Annotated in this window: 14 protein-coding genes and 1 pseudogene; 10 read left to right on the top strand and 5 right to left on the bottom strand. The window is 59.2% G+C overall.

Features of this window, described 5'->3' with window-relative positions; translation table 11 throughout:
* Positions 1-35 precede the first annotated feature (35 nt).
* A pseudogene (locus FSY59_RS17505) lies at positions 36-205 on the top strand (Rrf2 family transcriptional regulator); the annotation flags it as partial.
* Positions 206-862: 657 nt separating this feature from the next.
* On the opposite strand, the gene FSY59_RS17500 reads toward FSY59_RS17505, so the two are convergent.
* The 3 genes from FSY59_RS17500 to FSY59_RS17490 all read right to left on the bottom strand — a co-directional run bounded on the left by FSY59_RS17500 (position 863) and on the right by FSY59_RS17490 (position 5,190).
* The gene (locus tag FSY59_RS17500; RefSeq protein ID WP_148729398.1) at positions 863-2,809 is read right to left on the bottom strand and encodes a long-chain fatty acid--CoA ligase; all 1,947 of its coding nucleotides are present in this window, start codon (positions 2,807-2,809) and stop codon (positions 863-865) included.
* Positions 2,810-2,875: 66 nt separating this feature from the next.
* Positions 2,876-4,420, bottom strand: a complete 1,545-nt coding sequence (locus tag FSY59_RS17495) for an MHYT domain-containing protein (RefSeq protein WP_148729397.1) — start codon at positions 4,418-4,420, stop codon at positions 2,876-2,878.
* Between the two features lie 134 nt (positions 4,421-4,554).
* Positions 4,555-5,190 carry a GntR family transcriptional regulator gene (locus tag FSY59_RS17490; protein ID WP_043373058.1) on the bottom strand — a complete coding sequence of 212 codons (636 nt, stop codon included), beginning with the start codon at positions 5,188-5,190 and terminating at the stop codon, positions 4,555-4,557.
* 122 nt (positions 5,191-5,312) lie between these two features.
* Between FSY59_RS17490 and scpA the strand changes: the two genes are divergently transcribed.
* The 6 genes from scpA to FSY59_RS17460 all read left to right on the top strand — a co-directional run bounded on the left by scpA (position 5,313) and on the right by FSY59_RS17460 (position 13,799).
* Positions 5,313-7,487 carry a methylmalonyl-CoA mutase gene (gene scpA / locus FSY59_RS17485; RefSeq protein ID WP_043373055.1) on the top strand — a complete coding sequence of 725 codons (2,175 nt, stop codon included), beginning with the start codon at positions 5,313-5,315 and terminating at the stop codon, positions 7,485-7,487.
* Positions 7,488-7,524: 37 nt separating this feature from the next.
* Entirely contained in the window at positions 7,525-8,529 is a 1,005-nt protein-coding gene (gene meaB, locus FSY59_RS17480; RefSeq protein WP_019042236.1) for a methylmalonyl Co-A mutase-associated GTPase MeaB, read from the top strand.
* A gap of 80 nt (positions 8,530-8,609) precedes the next feature.
* Complete coding sequence (locus FSY59_RS17475) at positions 8,610-10,145, top strand: acyl-CoA carboxylase subunit beta (RefSeq protein ID WP_050874463.1); 1,536 nt, start codon at positions 8,610-8,612, stop codon at positions 10,143-10,145.
* 27 nt (positions 10,146-10,172) lie between these two features.
* The gene (locus FSY59_RS17470) at positions 10,173-12,221 is read left to right on the top strand and encodes an acetyl/propionyl/methylcrotonyl-CoA carboxylase subunit alpha (protein ID WP_148729396.1); all 2,049 of its coding nucleotides are present in this window, start codon (positions 10,173-10,175) and stop codon (positions 12,219-12,221) included.
* Between the two features lie 231 nt (positions 12,222-12,452).
* The gene (locus FSY59_RS17465; protein ID WP_148729395.1) at positions 12,453-13,265 is read left to right on the top strand and encodes a YdcF family protein; all 813 of its coding nucleotides are present in this window, start codon (positions 12,453-12,455) and stop codon (positions 13,263-13,265) included.
* Between the two features lie 69 nt (positions 13,266-13,334).
* Positions 13,335-13,799 carry a VOC family protein gene (locus FSY59_RS17460; RefSeq protein WP_003054918.1) on the top strand — a complete coding sequence of 155 codons (465 nt, stop codon included), beginning with the start codon at positions 13,335-13,337 and terminating at the stop codon, positions 13,797-13,799.
* Positions 13,800-13,852: 53 nt separating this feature from the next.
* Here the strand turns inward: FSY59_RS17460 and FSY59_RS17455 are convergent, their stop codons facing one another.
* Positions 13,853-14,986 carry an outer membrane protein transport protein gene (locus FSY59_RS17455; protein ID WP_255439537.1) on the bottom strand — a complete coding sequence of 378 codons (1,134 nt, stop codon included), beginning with the start codon at positions 14,984-14,986 and terminating at the stop codon, positions 13,853-13,855.
* Positions 14,987-15,139: 153 nt separating this feature from the next.
* Here FSY59_RS17455 and FSY59_RS17450 point away from each other — a divergent pair, with 153 nt between their 5' ends.
* Positions 15,140-16,060 (top strand): alpha/beta hydrolase, encoded by a 921-nt coding sequence (locus FSY59_RS17450; protein WP_148729394.1) that lies wholly within the window; start codon positions 15,140-15,142, stop codon positions 16,058-16,060.
* Here FSY59_RS17450 and FSY59_RS17445 read toward each other — a convergent pair.
* Positions 16,030-17,136 carry a site-specific integrase gene (locus FSY59_RS17445; RefSeq protein ID WP_148729393.1) on the bottom strand — a complete coding sequence of 369 codons (1,107 nt, stop codon included), beginning with the start codon at positions 17,134-17,136 and terminating at the stop codon, positions 16,030-16,032. The genes FSY59_RS17450 and FSY59_RS17445 overlap by 31 nt on opposite strands.
* Before the next feature lie 426 nt (positions 17,137-17,562).
* Between FSY59_RS17445 and FSY59_RS17440 the strand changes: the two genes are divergently transcribed.
* Positions 17,563-18,546: a DNA-binding protein gene (locus FSY59_RS17440; protein ID WP_148729392.1), complete on the top strand. Its 984-nt coding sequence runs from the start codon at positions 17,563-17,565 to the stop codon at positions 18,544-18,546.
* Positions 18,547-18,925: 379 nt separating this feature from the next.
* On the top strand, positions 18,926-20,611 hold the full coding sequence (gene aspT, locus FSY59_RS17435) for an aspartate-alanine antiporter (protein WP_187427937.1): 1,686 nt from the start codon (positions 18,926-18,928) through the stop codon (positions 20,609-20,611).
* Positions 20,612-20,622 lie beyond the last annotated feature (11 nt).

The following is a 20,622-nucleotide window of genomic DNA, read 5'->3' as shown; positions in this document are numbered from 1 at the left end:
GAATCCTTCGATGCTTCTCACTCTGATCCCAGCGGCTGTGCACGATTCCCGAGATCGCGCAGGCTTATGAAATTTCCGAGGCGCATCTGATGAAGGTGACGCATCAACCGGCCCTGCAAGGCTGGATAGTCACGGTGCGTGGCAAAGGAGGCGGCATGCACCTGTCCCATATGACGCACAGATCAATATCGGCGCCGTGGTGCGTTGAATGAAGCCCGACTTCGCGCTGGTGGAATGCTTTGGCAGTGACGACCGGCCAGGTTCTTGCCGGTGAGGGTAGGGCAGTGGAAACGCAATGCGCTGAGAGCGATCACGGGCAGCAGTCCGCTTAGTACTTTCATGTTCCGGAGATTGCAGGGCAGGCTATGCGCCGCGGATGCAACCAGGCCAGCGAAGCATACGATGGAGTGCAGACATCTGCCGATGAGCAGTGAAATCAGCAACTGTCGCAGGGATTTATGAAACTTCGCCAGCTCACATCGCGCCATATCAGTCGGTGCATGGATGCATAGGTGATGGCTCTATGCATTTGCGATGCTGCAGTTGTCGCCAGCAGGAGGCCGGCCGTGCAAGCGACGAAGCGGCTGACGCGGGTGTCACTGCCGTAATGAGGCAGAGGCGAAGATCAACACTGGCAAACAACCGGGTGAGGATTCTGGGCACTTCTTGGGTTCTCAAGGCTGCATAGTCGAGCGGGCATTTTTACTACCGGAGCATCGGGTTGCAGGGCCATGGCTTTGGACAACAACAGTTCTTTAGCCTGTACATGCATGTCATATGGGCCTCCAAGAGATAATATGGCTTATTTAATGTAACTTACATGAATTCATTCAGGGCTCCCAAACCCTGAATTCAACCATTCCTAGGCTTTTGTTTTCCAGCTTTCGATGGGCTTGCCATACATCTGCTCGATGGCATCTTCGTAGTAAGCCATCAAGTTCTTGCGCTTGAGCTTGAGGGTAGGGGTCATCAAGCCGTTGTCAATGCTCCAGCTATCCCTGACCAGATGGATCGCTCTGGGCACTGCATAACGGGCAAAGCTACGTGTCTGCTTTTCGATTCTGGCAAGTGCTTCTCTCTCAGCAGCAGCATGGTGCAGGCTGGAAGCGTCATCCGGGTTCAGGCCGACACTCCTGGCAAGCACTTCCCATTCCATTTGACTGACAACGGCGATACAGGCGATGAAAGGACGATCCTCGCCAACCACAAACACTTGCTCAAACAGGGGATCGACGAGGATGGCCTGTTCCACATCATTGGGAGGCACTTTCTCACCCGTCGACGTCACAATGATTTCCTTGATTCGACCTTTGATTCGAATGCGACCGTTTTCGATGGCCGCTTGGTCCCCGGTTCTGAGCCAGCCGTCGGCAGTAAAGGCTTTGGCCGTGTCTTCCGGACGGTTCCAGTAACCTCGCATCACCACAGGGCCAGAGACCTGCAGTTCCTGATCATCGCCAATGCGGACTTCAATCCCCGGCAGCACCCGGCCAACGGTATCGGGCCAGTTGTCGTCGAGGCCGTTGGCACTGACCACAGGGGCGGTTTCGGTCATTCCGTAACCTTGCAGCATGGGCAGGCCCAGACCCAGAAAACAGCGCGCAATGGTTGGAGACAAAGGGGCTCCGCCGCTCACGGCCACGCGTAGCCGGCCTCCAAACTGTGCGAGCAAGGGTTGTGCGACAAGGCTGCGCAGCAGCCAGGCTGGCAAGGCAGAAGCCCAGCTTGCCTGGGCATCGAGCTGCTCGCTCAACGGGATGCCTTGACGAGCGCAAAAACGCTTCCAGCCCTTGTTGACTGCCGCCTCGAACAGCTTGCGCTTGAGGCTGCTGGAGGCAAGCGATTCCTGAACCTTGGCATAAACACGTTCATAGATGCGAGGCACGGATATCAGCACGGTCGGCTTGACCTGCTTCATGTCCTGCGCAAGTTGTGCGACAGAACGCGCGTAGGCCACGCAGGAGCCGGTGGCAATGGCCAGGTAGTAGCCAGCAGTGCGCTCGAAAGTGTGTGAAAGCGGCAGAAACGAGAGGAAGACGTCCTCGGGAAAAGCCTTCACACGTTGCATCACAGCGTGCAAGTCGCTGACCACGTTGTCATGGGTGAGCATGACCCCCTTGGGCTTTCCGGTCGTCCCCGAGGTATAGACAATGCCTGCTAGCTGTGTTTTGTCTGGTGGCTCGGGGAGGGCGGAGGTATACCGTTGACCAGCCTGAAGCCAGGCGGACAAGACGATGAGCGGTTTTCGCTGCAGGGTCTTGACGGACTCTTGCGCAGCTTGTTCGGCAGGTATGGGAGAGGCGCTCGGTGACTCGTTGGTATGGCCTTGCTGTGCGTGGATCACGGCCTGAAGTTCGGGCAGCTCCTGACCGGTAGCGCAAATTTTTTGCCAGGCTTTGGCATCGGCCACCACCAGCAAGGACGCCCCCGAATCGGCAAGGATGTAGGCAATGCTGCCGGCATTGTCTATGGCATGCAGAGGAACGGGTACGTAGCCGCAGCGCAGACAGGCCTGGTCGATGGTCATCGCATCAAAGCCATTGGGCAGCAGGATTGCCACCCTTGCGCCGGCAGGAAGATTCGATGCGCACAAGGCGCGGCTCCACAGGGCAACCCGCTGGGCTGTTTCGGCCCAGTTCAGGCTTTTCCAGACGTTGCTGCTTTCATCGAACGCTCGGTAAGCCTCCGCTGATGGCGTGGCGCTGACCCGCATGGCCAGGAGCTCCGGCAAGGTCTGCACCAGCTCGATAGTCAGATGTCGATTCTCTGTCCGGAGACCCAGTACGTCGATTTCACTTTGTTGGTTCATGCGCTTACCTTCAAGAAGCAGGCAGCTTCCCGCTACGTGAATGATAGCGTTATGGAAATTCGGGACTCAGAATGCGGCTCCGAGCGGGATATCGATGCTTTGGTAGCAGACGGCAATGTAATGGTGCAGGCGCTGCTGCTCGTCACGCACCGCCGTCAGGGAAATCTGGTGCCGGTTCATGTCGTGCTGCATGATGCACGGGCCTTGCCAGTGTCCTTTTCTGCCGATTTCCGTCCAGATCTGCGACCACTGGACATCCGAATCGTCATCGCCACGGATGAAAAGGCTGGCGAACTCCTTGTTCTTGGCGGCTTGGCGCTTCAAGCCGCTGATACGCGAAAAAGCCGGATTGATGTCCACGATTTTTCGGTTCGCATCCAGTACCACCATGCCTTCGTGGGAATGATCGAATACCGTGGCTGCGATATGCAATTGGCGCTCGGTTCGCTTGCGGTCCGAGAGATTGGTCAGAAGCCCTACATACATCCGCTGGCCCCGTGCCTCGGCCTGGCTCAATGCCAGACGCATTGGAACCAGCGTACCGTCCTTGTGCTGGCCCAGCACCTCTGAAATCTTGTTCTGCAGAGGGGGCGCGTTATTGCGCTGGCCGGCTTCATGCTGTTCCAGATAGGCATCATGCTGGGTGACTAACGCGGCTGGCATGAGCATTTTCACGTTCTTGCCCAATACTTCCCCCGAGCTCCAGCCGAATAGGACTTCCGCTGCAGGGTTGTAATCCGTCACTCGGCCCTGATTGTCGATGCAGATAATTCCATCCGCCGCCATATTGACCAAGGCTTGCAGTCTGGCCTCATTCATATCCACTTTCTGCCAGCGACTACGGTAATGGATCAAGGCATTGGCCTGTGCAATCAATCCACCGAATAGAAGCGTAATCAGGGCAATCGTCAGCGCCAGAATCAGGCGGTCGTTCGATGTTGTTGCATCATGGATCTCATGGTCCGAAGTGACTCGCAGCGCCAGCATGGCTGTGTAATGCATGCCGGATATTGCTGCGCCCATGGTGACAGCCGCCAGTGTCTTGCGCCAATGGTCCTGTTTGAGTTTGAAGCGCGCCAGCCCGAAACGGACCCAGAGAGCAAGCGTAGCCAGTGCGACGCCGACAACCAGGGAGATGAAAAACCAGGCGGCTGAATACTGGTGGGTCGCCGGTGTGCGCATTGCAGCCATGCCGCAATAATGCATGGCTGCAATGCCAATGCCTACCGCCAATCCTCCCAAGATCAATTGCCTGAGATTGAGCTCATTGTGAGTCAGCAAGGCGAGAGCCACTGCAGACGCCGCAATGCCCGGGATAATGGAAAGGACCGTGACCGTCAAATCATACTGAACCGCCGCATGCAGGGAATAAGCGAGCATGCCGATGAAATGCATGGCCCATATGCCTATGCCTAATGCCAGCGATCCGCTCACAATAGACCAGTAGCGCAATTGTCGTGAAGTGGCTGATCGGGCAAAAGACGCATGGCGCAATGCCTGTCCGGAAGCAATCCAGCAAACTGCCAGCGACAGGATTACAAGCAAAGGGTCATATTCGCCCTTGATCAAGTGAGCGTCAGCAGAGGAGCCCCAGAAAAATTGCGCCAGCATGAATCATGATCCTGTAACACTGAAAGCACATTCAGTTACTTTGCGAGCATCGCATGAATCGGGTAATCCAATATTTCAAATTTGTAGGATAAATACCAAAGCGCATTTTCCATGAGCCGACAAAGAGGGATCGTCTAGATCGCCGCATCGAGTCCATTCGCGAAATGCTGCTGCACTGCGCTCATGGCGATTTTCGGATCTCGCTGCAGCAATGCTTGCATGATGGCTTCGTGCTCTGCCAGAGAGTCTTCGATACGGCCTTGCTTGAACAGCGACTTGTGGCGGTTGAGCTTCATGACTTTGCGCAAATCGGCTACTAGCTGGTTACGCCAGCGGTTGTCGGCAATGTCGAGAATCTGCATATGAAAGCTTTCGTTGAGCGCGAAAAACCGCTCGGCGTCGGCTGTGTTCTGTTTCAGCTCCTCATGAGTCTGCTGCAGACGCTGCAATTGTTCGTCCGTGGCCTTGCCGGCAACCTCGGCCGCTGCATCCGCTTCCAGCAGGCTCAGCAAGCGATAGACGTCGGAGATGTCCTTGCGCGAGACCTCGGTCACGTAGGCACCCCGGCGCAGCTTCATGGTCACCAGGCCTTCGGCGGCCAGCACCTTCAATGCCTCGCGCAGGGGCGTGCGGCTGATGCCGTATTCCTCGGCAATCTTCAGCTCGTCGATCCAGGCACCAGGTTCAAGCTCCCGCCGGAAGATGCGCTGGCGCAATTGCTCGGCGACCTGCTCATATAGCGCAAGAGGAGTAAGTGTTTTGCTTGTCATTACGCGTGATTATATGCTGCAAGTATTTTGAATTCATAATTATGAATCATGTACACTAGACGCATCTAGGTAGTTCACCGCAATTCCAAACTTCACTGCGCGCACCGCATACGAGAGACAACATGAGCCAAGAGAATCCGGTACAGGACCCACAAGAATTCGCCCCCGCTGATCTGCAAGCCTGGAACAAGGCCGCCAACAAGGCAGCTCCTGGCGGTGATATCAACAACCTGAACTGGGTCACGCCGGACGGCATTACCGTCAAGCCGCTGTACACGGCGGAAGACACGGAAGATCTGCCATTCACCAACACGCTGCCGGGATTCGCCCCCTACATCCGCGGTCCCCAGGCCACCATGTATGCAGGGCGGCCCTGGACGATTCGCCAGTACGCTGGCTTTTCCACCGCCGAAGAATCCAACGCCTTCTATCGCAAGGCACTGGCCGCCGGCGGTCAAGGCGTTTCCGTCGCATTCGATCTGGCCACCCATCGCGGCTATGACTCCGATCATCCACGTGTGACGGGTGATGTGGGCAAGGCCGGCGTGGCGATCGATTCCGTCGAGGACATGAAGATTCTCTTCAACCAGATCCCCTTGGACAAGGTCTCAGTCTCCATGACCATGAACGGCGCCGTGCTGCCCGTGCTGGCCGGCTATGTGGTGGCAGCCGAAGAGCAGGGCGTCCCACAGGATCAACTCGCCGGAACGATTCAGAACGACATTCTGAAAGAGTTCATGGTGCGCAACACCTATATCTACCCGCCCAAGCCGTCGATGAAGATCATTGGCGACATCATCGAGTACACGAGCCAGAACATGCCCAAGTTCAACTCGATCTCGATCTCGGGCTATCACATGCAGGAAGCCGGTGCCAACCAGGCTCTGGAAATGGCTTTCACGCTGGCCGACGGCAAGGAGTATGTGAAGACTGCCATTGCCAAGGGCATGGACGTGGATGCTTTTGCGGGCCGTCTGTCCTTCTTCTGGGCCGTGGGCATGAATTTCTACCTGGAAGTGGCCAAGATGCGTGCCGCGCGCCTGCTGTGGTGCCGAATCATGAAGGGTTTCGATGCCAAGAACCCCAAGAGCCTGATGCTGCGCACCCATAGCCAGACCTCGGGTTGGTCGCTGACCGAGCAGGACCCTTACAACAACGTGGTTCGCACCACCATCGAAGCCATGGCAGCCGTGTTTGGCGGTACCCAGTCCCTGCACACCAATGCGCTGGACGAGGCCATTGCCCTGCCTACGGAGTTCTCGGCCCGCATTGCCCGCAACACGCAGCTGATCATTCAGGAAGAGACCCATATCACCAATGTGATCGACCCCTGGGCTGGCTCCTACATGATGGAGAAGCTGACCCAGGAAATGGCCGACAAGGCTTGGGCCATCATTGAGGAAGTCGACGCCATGGGCGGCATGACCGCCGCTGTGGACAGCGGCTGGGCCAAGCTCAAGATCGAAGCCGCCGCCGCCGAGAAGCAGGCGCGTATCGATTCCGGCAAGGAAGTCATCGTCGGCGTCAACAAGTACAAGCTGGCCAAGGAAGACCCGGTCGACATCCTGGAAGTGGACAACGTCAAGGTGCGTGACAGCCAGATCGCGCGGCTCAAGAATATCAAGGCGAAGCGCGATGCTGTCCAGGTCGAAGCAGCGCTGGCTGCCATCACTGCTGCAGCAGAATCCGGAGAGGGCAATCTGCTGGATCTGTCCATCAAGGCCGTGCGCCTGCGTGCCACGGTGGGTGAAGTCTCCGACGCGATGGAAAAGGCGTTTGGTCGCCATCGCGCCGATACCCAGAAGGTGACCGGCGTGTATGCTGCCGCTTATGACTCGGCCGAAGGCTGGGACAAGCTCAAGGAAGAGATCAACACCGCTTCGCAGGCCATGGGCCGACGCCCCCGCGTAATGATCGCCAAGCTGGGTCAGGACGGTCACGACCGCGGTGCCAAAGTGGTCGCAACCGCGTTTGCCGACCTGGGCTTTGACGTGGACATGGGGCCGCTGTTCCAGACACCCGAAGAATGCGCGCGCCAGGCCATCGAGAACGATGTGCATGCGGTGGGTGTGTCGACCCTGGCCGCCGGGCACAAGACTTTGGTGCCGGCCATCATTGCCGAGCTCAAGAAGCAGGGGGCGGACGACATCATCGTCTTCGTGGGCGGCGTGATTCCCGCCCAGGACTATGATTTCCTCTACAACGCGGGCGTCAAGGGCGTATACGGCCCCGGCACTCCCATTCCTGCCAGCGCCAAGGATGTGCTGGAGCAGATCAAGAAGGCCAACGGTCTCTGATCGGCCGGCAAGCATCGATAGCAAAGGCGACCGCAACGTGACCCCTGAGCAAATGCAAGACGGCATCCTGCGCGGCAACCCTGCCGTGCAGCGCCGGGCCATGGCCAAGGCCATTACCTTGCTTGAATCCTCCCGGGCCGACCACCGTGAACAGGCTGACGGTCTGCTCACCGCTCTGTTGCCGCACACGGGCAAGGCATTTCGCCTTGGCATCAGCGGCGTGCCGGGCGTCGGCAAATCCACCTTCATCGAAGCCCTGGGCCTGTTTCTGATAGAGAAGGGGCTGCGTGTGGCCGTGCTGGCGATTGATCCGTCCAGCACCGTTTCAGGCGGCTCCATCCTCGGCGACAAGACCCGCATGGAGCAACTGTCCATGCGGCTGGAGGCCTATATCCGCCCCAGTCCCAGCAGCGGCACGCTGGGCGGCGTGGCCGAAAAGACGCGAGAGGCCATGCTGGTCTGCGAAGCCGCCGGTTATGACGTGGTCATCGTCGAAACCGTGGGCGTGGGCCAGAGCGAGATTGCCGTGCACGGCATGACGGACATGTTCTGCGTGCTGCAGCTCCCCAACGCTGGCGACGATCTGCAGGCCATCAAGAAGGGCGTGATGGAGCTGGCCGACCTGGTGGTCATCAACAAGGCCGACATCGACCCCCACGCCGCCACGCGTGCCCAGGCCCAGATTACATCGAGTCTGCGCCTGCTGGGCATGCACGGCAATCCAGACCACGCCAACACCGGCGCACTATGGCAGCCGCGCGTACTGCAGATCAGTGCCTTGCTGGGACAGGGAGTGGAGGGCTTCTGGGCTGCAGTCAGCAGCTTCAGGGAGCTGCAAACCTCCAACGGCCGCCTGGCCCTGCGCCGCGAGAAGCAGGCATTGGCCTGGATGTGGGAGCGCATCGACTTCGGCCTCAAGCAGGCGTTTCGCCAGCATCCGCGGGTCAAGGCCATGCTCCCCGTCCTTCAGGACGATGTGACAGCGGGTCGTATCGCTGCCAGTACCGCAGCAAGAAATCTACTTCTAGCCCAAATGCAGTAGGCGCTAGCAGCTCTTATTACCATAGCATCGCAGCATCACCATTGCGAGACAAGCAACCCAAATCACGTTAGAGGACAAGCATGCAAGACGATATCCTGAAGCAGCTGGAAGCCAAGCGAGAACTCGCTCGGTTGGGTGGGGGACAAAAGCGCATCGACGCGCAGCACAAGAAAGGCAAGCTGACGGCGCGCGAGCGTATCGAGCTGCTGCTGGACGACGGCACTTTTGAAGAGTGGGACATGTTCGTGGAGCACCGCTGCACGGACTTCGGCATGGAAAACACCAAGATCCCCGGCGACGGCGTGGTCACCGGCTACGGCATGATCAACGGCCGTCTGGTCTTTGTGTTCAGCCAGGACTTCACGGTGTTCGGCGGCGCACTGTCCGAAACCCATGCCGAGAAGATCTGCAAGGTGATGGACCAGGCCATGAAGGTCGGCGCTCCCGTCATCGGCCTCAACGATTCGGGTGGTGCGCGTATCCAGGAAGGCGTTGCCTCTCTGGGCGGCTATGCCGATGTGTTCCAGAAGAATGTGCTGGCCTCGGGCGTGGTGCCCCAGATCTCCATGATCATGGGCCCCAGCGCCGGCGGCGCCGTGTACTCGCCGGCCATGACCGACTTCATCTTCATGGTCAAGGACAGCTCCTATATGTTCGTGACCGGTCCCGAAGTCGTGAAGACCGTGACGCACGAGGAAGTCACGGCCGAAGAGCTGGGCGGGGCCATCACCCACACCACCAAGAGCGGCGTGGCCGACATGGCATTCGACAACGACGTGGAAGCACTGATGATGCTGCGTCGACTCTATAACTACCTGCCCTTGAACAACAAGGAAAAGGCTCCTGTGCGCGAGACCACCGATCCCGTGGGTCGCGCCGATCTGTCGCTGGATACGCTGGTGCCCGAAAACGCCAACAAGCCCTACGACATGAAGGAGCTGATTCTCAAGACCGTGGACGATGGCGATTTCTTCGAGCTGCAGCCCGAGTACGCCAAGAACATCATCATCGGCTTTGCCCGCATGGCCGGTCAGACCGTGGGCGTCGTGGCCAATCAGCCCCTGGTGCTGGCCGGTTGCCTGGACATCAAGTCCTCCATCAAGGCGGCGCGCTTCGTGCGCTTTTGCGATGCCTTCAACATCCCTGTGGTCACCTTCGTGGATGTGCCCGGTTTCATGCCCGGCACTTCCCAGGAATACGGCGGCATCATCAAGCATGGTGCCAAGCTGCTGTATGCGTATGCCGAAGCCACAGTGCCGAAGATCACTGTCATCACCCGCAAGGCCTATGGCGGCGCGTACGACGTGATGGCTTCCAAGCATTTGCGTGGCGACGTGAACCTGGCCTGGCCCCATGCCGAAATCGCCGTGATGGGCGCCAAGGGCGCGGTGGAGATCATCTTCCGTGAGGACAAGAATGATCCGGTGAAGCTGGCTGCACGCGAAGCGGAATACAAGGAGCGCTTTGCCAACCCCTTTGTGGCCGGAGCCCGTGGTTTTATCGACGATGTGATCCAGCCGCACGAAACACGCAAGCGCATCTGCCGCTCGCTGGAGATGCTCAAGAACAAGCAGCTGGACAACCCCTGGCGCAAGCACGGGAACATCCCCCTGTAAGAACAAGAAGAACCAGGAGATATATCCATGTTTACCAAGATTCTGATTGCCAACCGCGGCGAGATCGCCTGCCGAGTCATCGCCACCGCCCGCAAGATGGGCATCCAGACCGTGGCAGTCTATTCCGACGCCGACAAGGACGCGCGCCATGTCAAGCTCGCCGACGAGGCCGTGCGCTTGGGCCCCGCACCCAGCCGTGAGTCCTATCTGCTGGGCGAAAAAATCATTGAGGCCTGCAAGCAGACCGGCGCACAGGCGGTGCACCCCGGCTACGGTTTTCTCTCGGAGAATGAGGGCTTTGCTAGGCGCTGCGAAGAAGAGGGCATTGCCTTCATCGGCCCCAAGTCGCATTCCATTGCTGCCATGGGCGACAAGATCGCGTCCAAGAAGCTGGCCGGCGAAGCCCAGGTCAACACCATCCCCGGCTACAACGACGCCATCGGCGGTCCCGAACAGGCCGTGGAAATCGCCAAGGGCATTGGCTACCCCGTGATGATCAAGGCTTCGGCCGGTGGCGGTGGCAAGGGTTTGCGCGTGGCATTCAACGACAAGGAAGCCTTTGAAGGTTTTGCCTCCTGCCAGAACGAAGCGCGCAACAGCTTTGGTGACGACCGCATCTTCATAGAGAAGTTCGTGCAGGAGCCCCGCCACATCGAAATCCAGATTCTGGGCGACAGCCACGGCAATGTGGTTTACCTGAACGAGCGTGAGTGCTCGATACAGCGCCGTCACCAGAAGGTGATCGAGGAAGCGCCTTCGCCCTTCATCAGCGATGTCACCCGCAAGGCCATGGGCGAGCAGGCCGTGGCCCTGGCCAAGGCCGTCAAGTATCAGAGCGCCGGCACCGTGGAGTTCGTGGTCGGCAAGGACCAGGACTTCTACTTCCTGGAGATGAATACCCGTCTGCAGGTCGAGCACCCGGTGACCGAATGCATCACCGGACTCGATCTGGTCGAGCAGATGATTCGTGTGGCCGCCGGCGAAAAACTGTCCTTTGCCCAGGCCGATGTGAAGCGCGACGGTTGGGCCATCGAGTGCCGTATCAACGCCGAAGACCCGTTCCGCAACTTCCTGCCTTCGACCGGCCGCCTAGTCCGCTTTGCGCCGCCCGAGCAGACCATGTGGCAGTCCGACACTGAGCATCTGAACGGCGTGCGTGTGGATACTGGCGTCTATGACGGCGGCGAAATCCCCATGTACTACGACTCGATGATCGCCAAGCTCATCGTGCACGGCAAGGACCGCAACGACGCCATCGCCAAGGCCCGCGAAGCGCTCAACGGCTTTGCCATTCGCGGCATCAGCTCCAACATCCCGTTCCAGGCAGCTCTGCTGGCACACCCGGACTTTGTCTCGGGCCAGTTCAACACCGGCTTCATTGCCCAGCACTATGCCGACGGCTTCCATGCCGAGGACGTGCCCCACGATGATCCCGACTTCCTGGTGGCTTTGGCCCTGTTCCGCAATCGCCGCTATCGTGCGCGTGCATCGACCATCACCGGCCAGATGCAAGGCCACCAAGTGCAGGTGGGCGAGAAGTACACCGCGGTGGTTCTGGGTGCTGAAGGCAAGAACCAGTATGTGACTGGCGAGGTGACCGACTTCGATGCCCAGGCGCGCGTCTGCAAGGTCGTCATTGGCGACAAGGCCTACGAGTTCCGCAGCAATGCAGACATTCGCGATCTGGTGGTGCGCGGCGTTTGCAATGGCAAGGCTTTCACCTGCCAGATCGAACGCGGCAATGGCAAGAACCCGCTGGCACTGCGCGTCATCCACAATGGCACGCAAGCCGATGTGCTGGTGCTCTCGCCCAAGGGCGCAGAGATGCACAAGCTCATGCCTTACAAGGCACCGCCCGACCTGTCCAAGTTCCTGCTCTCGCCCATGCCCGGCCTGCTGGTCGACGTGGCGGTGCAGCCCGGCCAGAAGGTGCAGGCCGGCGAGAAGCTGGCGGTCATCGAAGCCATGAAGATGGAGAACATTCTCTTCGCGGCCCAGGATGGCGTGGTCAGCAAGATCAGCGCTGCCAAGGGAGATTCGCTGGCGGTGGACGACATCATTCTGGAATTCGAGTGATGCCGGTTTTTCATCGCCGGGCCGCCCCAAGATGAAAAGCGCCCCTCTTGGAGGGGCCCAGACCACACGCAGTGAGGAGCGCAGGGTGTCATTTTTGGGTGCCGGCCGGCATTGAATGCCGTCGCAGCCTTCAGGCCCTGAAATTGGAAGCCCGCAAGGCTTTGGCTTTGCGGGCTTTTAAGTTTTCATTGGAAAATAGCTGTATCCCTTATCCAGTAAGTGTAAGTAGCTATGATATTAAAAGCGTCTGCAACGATTCCCGGTCGCGCCAAGTTCGTTCGTGCCTTGCTGGCTGTGGTGGGCTTGCTGCTGCTGGTTGACGCATTGGTGCTGATGTGCCTGGGGCACTTCAATGTAGGGGTGGTGCTGCCAGCCGGCTTGGGTGCTGCGGCCTTGGGGCTGAGTTGGAAATGGCGGGCCGTACAGCACTGGCGTGCAGCCAGGCCCCTGCATGCAAGGCTCTGGTCGCTGGCCTGGGCCGGCCTGGCGCTGTGGCTGATCAGCCTTTTCTGGTTCTGGAGCCGCCTGTCCGGCCTGGGTCTTTCGCCGCAGCAAGTGCCGCCCGTGCAATCCATCGTCGTGCTGGGCAGCGGCACGCTCGATGGTCACCCCAGGCCAGTTCTGGCTGCGCGGCTGGATCAGGCGGCGCAACTGGCCAAGCTGCAGCCCCAGGCCTTGGTCGCCGTTTGCGGCGGTGTCGATTGGGGTGAAAAAGAGTCGGAGGCCGAGGTCATGGCCCGCTATCTGCAGCAGCGTCACGGTATTGCGCCGCAGCGGCTGGTGCTGGAAAAGCTCAGCACCAGTACCGAGCTGAACCTCAAGCTCAGCCGGCCCTTGCTGGCCGAGCGCGGTGTGGCTGCGGATGCCCCCATGGCCATGGTCAGCAGCGACTTTCATCTGATGCGCGCCATGGACATTGCAAAGCGGCAGGATCTGCCTCAGGTCTATCCCGTGGCGGCTGATACCCCTCTGGCCACGCGTTTCAATGCCTGGCTGCGCGAATACTTTGCCATGGCCAGCAGCTGGTTGCTTGGCGAGGTCTGATATTTCAATAAAAACCGGCTCTGGCGCTTACCAATATTGCGCTTTAAGCTATCAATCAAGGAGTCACTCATGAGCAATCGTCCTTTCAAGGTTCTAGGTATTCAGCAAGTCGCCATCGGTGGAACCGATAAACAGCGCATGAAAAAGCTGTGGGTGGACATGCTGGGTCTGGAGCAGACCGGCACCTTTCAGAGCGAGCGCGAAAACGTGGACGAGGACATTCTGGCCATGGGGCGGGGCGCGATGAAGGTGGAAGTAGACATCATGCAGCCCATGGACATCGAGAAAAAGCCCGCCGTGCACGCCACGCCGCTGAACCACATCGGCCTGTGGATCGACGATCTGCCCAAGGCCGTGGAATGGCTGACGGCCAATGGCGTGCGATTTGCTCCCGGCGGTATCCGCAAGGGAGCGGCAGGCTATGACATCACTTTCCTGCACCCCAAGAGCAATGACGAGTTTCCGATTGCCGGCGAGGGCGTGCTGATCGAGCTGGTGCAGGCTCCGGCCGACGTGATTGCGGCGCTGGGTTGATCGCTTCGGGCGCCGGCTGTCAGATTGCAGCAGCATGAAAGCTGCGACTGCTCTCAGAACTGATAGCCGAGCCTGATCCCGAACGCCGTGGCGGACTCGGCATCGAAAGCCGCCAGGGTCGTGCCGCCGCTGGAGATATCAACCGAGCCCAGACGCTGGTAGCTCAGCCAGGGCGTGAGCTTGAACTGTCCTTGCTGATAGCTCATCCCTACCGTGTAGCCAAGGCGGCCATCGGTGGGGCGCAATGGCGACAGCGCGGCCTTGTCGCTGCGCTTGTCATAAGCCACGGTGACAAAGCCGGACCAGTTCGCCGCCAGCCTCTGCCCAAGACCCAGCGTGTAGGTGGTGGTGTCCTCCATGTCCGCCAGACTGCGCCCTGGGAGTATCGCCGCCAAGGTCTGCGGGTGTAGCCGGAATTGCGACCAGTTGGTCCAGCGGATCTGTCCAAAGAGCAGGGTACTTGACGTGATGCCTGTCTGAACATCGAGGTTGAAGCTCTGCGGAGCAGTCGATGCGGTCCTTGTTTCGCCCGGCCACAGGTTTTCACGGGTCGCGATCTTGTGCCTGATGGCCGAGTAATAGGTCGCAGCGACGCGCAAAGTCATATCCGGCCGCTCATAGCTCATGCCTAGCAAGTAGCCTGGCTCGGTACTGGGTCTGAAATCCACCCGGTACCCACTGAGCGCTCCAAATACCATGCCCCCCAGGGCGACATGTCCTTCCGTGCGCTGCAGGCGCAGACCGCCATGCACGGCCCAGTGCTCATCCCAGCGGTAGCGCAGCGCCCCCATAAGCTCATGGCTGCTCACGCGGGCCTGCGTGCCGCCAAAAAGAGGCGATTGCCGCGGGCTGTAAGCGATGTCAAGGCCAAAAGGCTTGCTCAACATCAGCAGCACCGAGGTGCGTGGATTTACATCCTGCTTGTATGCAAAGCCCCATTGGGTATAGTCGTCGGCGACTTGCCCGGTGGACTTTCCCAGCGCATCCGTGCCCTGGATCCGGGGCCTGACCGTATAGGTCTCCACGGAAAGATAGCGGCCGTTTTCAAACAAAGGCCCAAGGTCCTGGCCCGTTCTATCAAGGCCGCCGGCCTGGGCGCAGAGTCCCCACATCATGGCTGCACAACCAGCCCCCGCTTTTGTTTTTATCAACGCCTGCTCCAACGCTCTGATTTCATCTGCATGCATGTAATCTAATGTATCTACATGACAGGTGAACAGGTCTAATTGGAGGATGCTGGCTTGAATAGTTGATGCTGACGCGGCAGTGACGAGTCTGTCGCCTGGCTTATGCTGTGCGCTGCGATTGATCACCGTCCGAAGCCCAAAGCCGCGCAGAAAATGCCTTCCATCTCGACCAACTCCACGATCGCTTACTACGACCGCCAATACAACGCCCGCGCCAGCGTGCAGGATCCGCTTGCCTACCTGGCGCGCTACACGCAGGAAAGCCAGGCCGCATTTGCCTTGTCCGGCGCAGTTCGCAACCAGCGCTACAGCCCCAGGGCTACGGATGTTCTGGATATCTATCTGCCCTCAACCCAGGCAGGCACCGCACAAGCTGCGCCTGTTTTCATCTTCATCCATGGCGGCTACTGGAAGGCCTTGGGCAAGGATGATTCGGCATTCATGGCACCGGCGCTGACGCAGGAGGGCGCCATCGTCGTTGTGCCTGACTACGATCTGGCCCCGTCCGTCACACTGGACCATATAGTCGATCAGATGCGTCAGGCCTATGCCTGGGTGGTGCGCAATATCGCCATCTACGGCGGTGATGCCCGCAATATCTGTGCCTGCGGAAGCTCGGCCGGAGGACATCTGGTGGGCATGCTGCTGGCCAAGGACTGGCAGCAAGACTACGACCTGCCAGCGCAGGCCGTACCCCGATCAGCGCTGACCTTGAGCGGTCTGTTCGACCTGCAGCCGCTGTTGACAACCCATATCAACGACTGGATGCAACTCGACGATGCTGCTGCCATACGCAACAGTCCGCGCTTTCTGCTGCCCGATGCGGGTACCCATGCTCAGAGCCAACTGCGCGTGAGCTGTGGGGAGTTTGAAAGCCATGAATTCAAGCGCCAGTCGCGCGACTATCTGGCGGCCTGGCAGGCACGCTGTCTGCCGGGGCAGTGGGTGGAAGCGCCGGCGACCAACCACTTTGATTTGCCGCTGCAACTGGCCGATCCGCAGTCCGCCATTCATCAGACTGCGCTGCAGCTGATGGGGCTTGATCAATCCTCGTCCAGCATGCGCGCCGCCTGATTGTTGAGTGCCGAGTCGGCCCGGAAGTAGCCGAGCACGGTGTTCACGCTATGGTGCCCCGTCAAGGCCATGGTGTCGGCCAGCGGCAGATTGCGTCTGCCGGCCTCGGTCACAAAGCCCGAGCGCAGCGAGTGGGCGGAAAAATCCCCTTCCACGCCTGCCAGCGCACAGCGTTCCTTGACAATATTTCGCACGGCGGCGGGAGTCAGCGGCTCTGCCACATGGCCTCCTTTGCGAATGCGCCTGAAGATAGGACCTTCGGTGATGCAGGCTGCGTCCAGCCATGCTCTCAGGGCGATGGCGGCACGGCCGGTGACGGGCTTGTGATTCTCGGGGGCGTCGGTGCCGCTCTGGTTGGTCTTGCTATGGCTCAGGGTGTAGATGAATTCCCCACCAGCCACGGCGCGCAGGAAACGCATATCGGCGCCGGCCACTTCGGAGCGGCGTCGCCCGCCGCTGGCCCAGGCAAACAACAGCAGCGCCTGGTCGCGCAGGCCACGCAAGCTGTCGTCACAGCTGGCCAGCAGCATCTCCAGCACATCACGCGTCAGCGCCTCTTTTTTCTGGGGTAGATCACCGCGTCTTGCATAGGCCTTGCGCGTACGTGACATCAACTCCCTGACTGCCCCGTCCTGACAGGGGTTGGACATGGCATGCACCTGATGTGCCTTGGACATCACGGCCATGCGGTGCACCAGCGTGCTGTGCGAAGGCGCACCTTTTTTTCCCTTGTAGCCTGCAGCTACCAGGGCTTCATCGATTTCGGGTGGCATCTCATGAAGCAGGCCGACACCGCTCTGCCTCTGGGCATGATCGATGATGAACTGCAGCACCGTGGAAACCTGCAGCGGCAGTTGCATGGGCTGGCCCAGACGCAGTAGGTGCCAGGCTGCCCAGTAACGCATGGCGCTTTGATAGCTGCTGCGCGTGTTGCTGGATTCGCCTTCATGCATCAGTTCCTTGATGGCTTCATGCGCTTCGGGTGCCAGGGCGGCAGCCGGCATATCCAGCACCTGTAGGCGGTTGGCATCAAAGGCCGCTGGAGCAGAGAAGGGCGAGGGCTTGTGTGAATCCATGGCGCTATTTTCGCCCTGACTTTACATGCCGGCTGAAATCGATTTGCCGCTCTGGGACTGTCGGCAAAGGTGGAGCAGCACTGCGGACCGTGTTGCCCTGGCTCCACGCCAAGTCAGGCAGCTTCAACTTCGTGGGCAAGCCAGCGGCTGATGGCAGCGATCAGGACACTGCTTGGCGGGGCTAGGCCGGCCTGAGCACGGGCTCTGGCAGAACAACCAGTATGTACAAGCCAACGAAATTGCTCTCGCTCTAACGCCGAACGGACTCCACCCTGAACAAAAGGGATGAAAACGGGTTAATGTACGTTGTCATCTGTATGAAAATTTCTTACGTAATATTTAATACATGATATGTATTGTGTATTACATGATTAATTAATAGATCACGATAACAATCACTTATCGTTAGTTATTTGAAAAATAGATATGAATACAAGCAAAACCACGTCCAGGGGCGTACAGGAATCCGATGTCTGGGCTGCAGCCGATGTCTTGATTGCCCAGGGTCTGCGCCCGACCATAGAGCGCGTGCGCCAGCAGATAGGGCGAGGCTCTCCGAATACGGTCAGTCCCATGCTGGAGACCTGGTTTGCCACGCTAGGGCATCGCCTGGGAGTTGCGGGAGAACAGGATCCATCCGTGCTGCAGTCGGTGCCGGATCCTGTGCAGCGCCTTGCCGAAGAGCTCTGGAATACGGCACTGGAAGAGGCGAAAGCTGCTGCCAGCAAGGCCTTGGATCTTCGTGAACAGGCTTTGAAAGCCGAGGAGCAGGCTTTTGTGGCGCAGCAGGAGCAACTCGCTCAGCGAGAGGCCACCATGGAAGCGCAAAAAGATGCGCTGAATCAAGCCCTGCAGACGGCCCAGAACCACGCCCAGGACCTGGCACGTCGTCTTGACGAGATGCAGCATACGATGCAGGAGCGCGATCAGCGCCTGGAAGAGCTGCGTGACGAGCTGGGCAATGCCGTTCGCCAGCGTGAGTTGCAGCAGCAAAAGCACAGCGAAGAAATTCAGTCCGCCGCAGCGGAACGCCAGCGCATGGCCGAGCAGTACGCGGGCAACGAGCGCCATATGCTCAACGAGGTCGATCGTGCGCGGCAGGAACTCACTGCAGCGCGAAAAAGCCTGCAGGATCAGGAACGCAAGGCAGAGTCCCGCTATCAGGAGTTGCAGACTCGCTTTGAACAATCCGAGCAGGAGATCCTGAATCTACATGCCCAGTTGCAGACCGCCCAGAACACGGCAGCATTGGCGCAGGAGCGTGTTGCAGATCTCAAAAATCTGCTGGAGGCTCAGCAAAGAATTGCGGCTGCAGCTACGACCTCGGAGTCGAATGTGGCTCAACCCCTGTCTCGTCGAAGCAATCTCGCGGCCACCCGCCGCTCCATTAACCGGCGAACCCTGCGCTAGGCAATATCCGGCAGTCCCGCCACGGCCCCGTGCGGCTTGTTTTCTATGCAGCTGCACGGGCTGCCTCTTAATGCGGTGGCTTATCAATATCCTCTGGGAATGCCAAGCCACAGCGGACCAGCCATGACTATCCTGAAATAATTAATCGGCAACGTCCTACATTTGGGTACGCTTTTGTCTTTAATAGTGGTGGGAAATAGAAGAAGACAAGAACCAACCAGCCAATGGATGCGGCATCAGTTTTGAGATGGGCGATCTCGATGCACGCTTGCTAATAGCAAACCGCTTTCTCCTGAGTTCAAGCATTTCCAGGCCCTGGTATTGGAGCCTGGACGGACTTTCTGTTGCTTGATCCTTTTATCCGGAAATAGAGGTGGCCGTGGATTTACTCAAAAGCATTTTTCACCAATCACCGGAGGCCGCACTTTTTGCGTCTCTGGCCCTGGGATACTGGGTCGGCAAGTTCCGCTTTGGCTCATTCCAGCTGGGGGGCGTGGCAGGTTCCTTATTGGCGGCGGTCTTGATCAGCCAGATCGGCATTCAGATCGATTCAGGCATCAAAGCCGTGCTTTTCGCCTTGTTCATCTATGCCGTAGGCTTTGAAAGCGGCCCGCAATTCTTCAATTCCCTGGGACGCCATTCGGTCAAGGAAATCATGATGGCCGTCGTGGTCGCCTTGTCCGGTTTGATCACGGTGGTGGTGATTGCCCGGGTATTCGGGCTGGACAAGGGACTGGCTGCAGGTCTTGCGGCCGGCGGGCTGACGCAGTCGGCAATCATTGGGACGGCTGGTTCTGCGATTGAGAAACTCGGGCTCTCGGGCGAGGAAGTGCAGCGCATGCAGGCCAATGTCGCCATCGGCTATGCGGTCACCTATATATTCGGATCCTTCGGGGCCATCATCATGTGCGTCAATGTGCTGCCCTGGATTACCGGGCGCAACATACGCGATGACGCCGTTCAGGCCGAGCAGGAGCAGCTCAAGGGCGTGCGGGTCTACGCGCAGGGCGAGTCGCCGGCAGCTCCCGATCTGGTGGGGCGCATTTTCCGCGTCGCTCAATCAGGCAAAAGTGTGGCAGATCTCGAAGCCAGCGCAACGCAGGGCAGGGTGACCGTGGAACGCATTCAGCGCAGGAGCGCTCTGGTAGGCGTTGATCCCAGCCTGGTACTGGAGTCCGGCGACGTTGTGCTGCTGGTAGGGCGCCGCGCGGCCGTGGTCTCGCTCGGGGCCCTAGTTGGCGATGAGCTGCAGTCAGCCGAGGGCATGGATGTGGTGATGGTGCGCCGCGACGTTGCAATCACCAATCCCATCTATCTCAACCGTAGTGTGAAGGACATCCTGAACAGCCTGTCCCAGGAGTTCATACACGGCGTGTATGTCGAAGGTCTGATGCGGGCCGGAACACCCGTTCCGATCAAGTCGGAGACCATGGTGATGCCAGGTGACGTGGTGAGCTTGTTCGGTACGCCCCAGGACGTTCAAAAGGCCGCTCAATCCGCTGGACCCATCATCGTTCCCAGTGACAAGACCGACTGGGTCTATCACGGCTGCGGCATTGTCGTCGGCTTGTTGATCGGTTTGCTGGTCCTGCGTATCGGCTCCATTCCCATCACTTTGGGCAGCGGCGGCGGCGCCTTGCTCTCAGGGCTGCTGTTTGGCTGGTGGCGCAGCCGCAAGCACACCATGGGAAATATGCCGACGGGAGCTTCCACCCTGTTGCGCGACCTGGGCCTGGCCGGTTTTGTGGCCATGGTCGGCCTGCAGTCCGGCCAGCAGGCGGTCAGCACGGTCATGGAGCAGGGTTTGACGCTGTTCATGCTGGGCGTTCTGGTCACCATCATTCCGCTGCTGATTGCCATCTTGTTTGGCAAGTATGTGCTGCGTTACGACAACGTGGCCATGTTCGCGGGTTCGCTGTCGGGCGCACGCAGTGCCAACCCCGCGTTTGGAGAGGTTCTGGACAAGGCCGGAAATTCAATCCCCACCACCCCGTTTGCAATCACTTATGCGTTGGCCAATGTGTTCCTGACTTTGTTGGGTCCGCTGGTCATTGCCTTCGCGTGAACCCCCTGCAC

Source organism: Comamonas sp. Z3 (genome assembly GCF_008121565.1).
Lineage (GTDB): Bacteria > Pseudomonadota > Gammaproteobacteria > Burkholderiales > Burkholderiaceae_C > Comamonas > Comamonas brasiliensis.
This window is presented reverse-complemented; position numbering and strand designations above follow the sequence as displayed.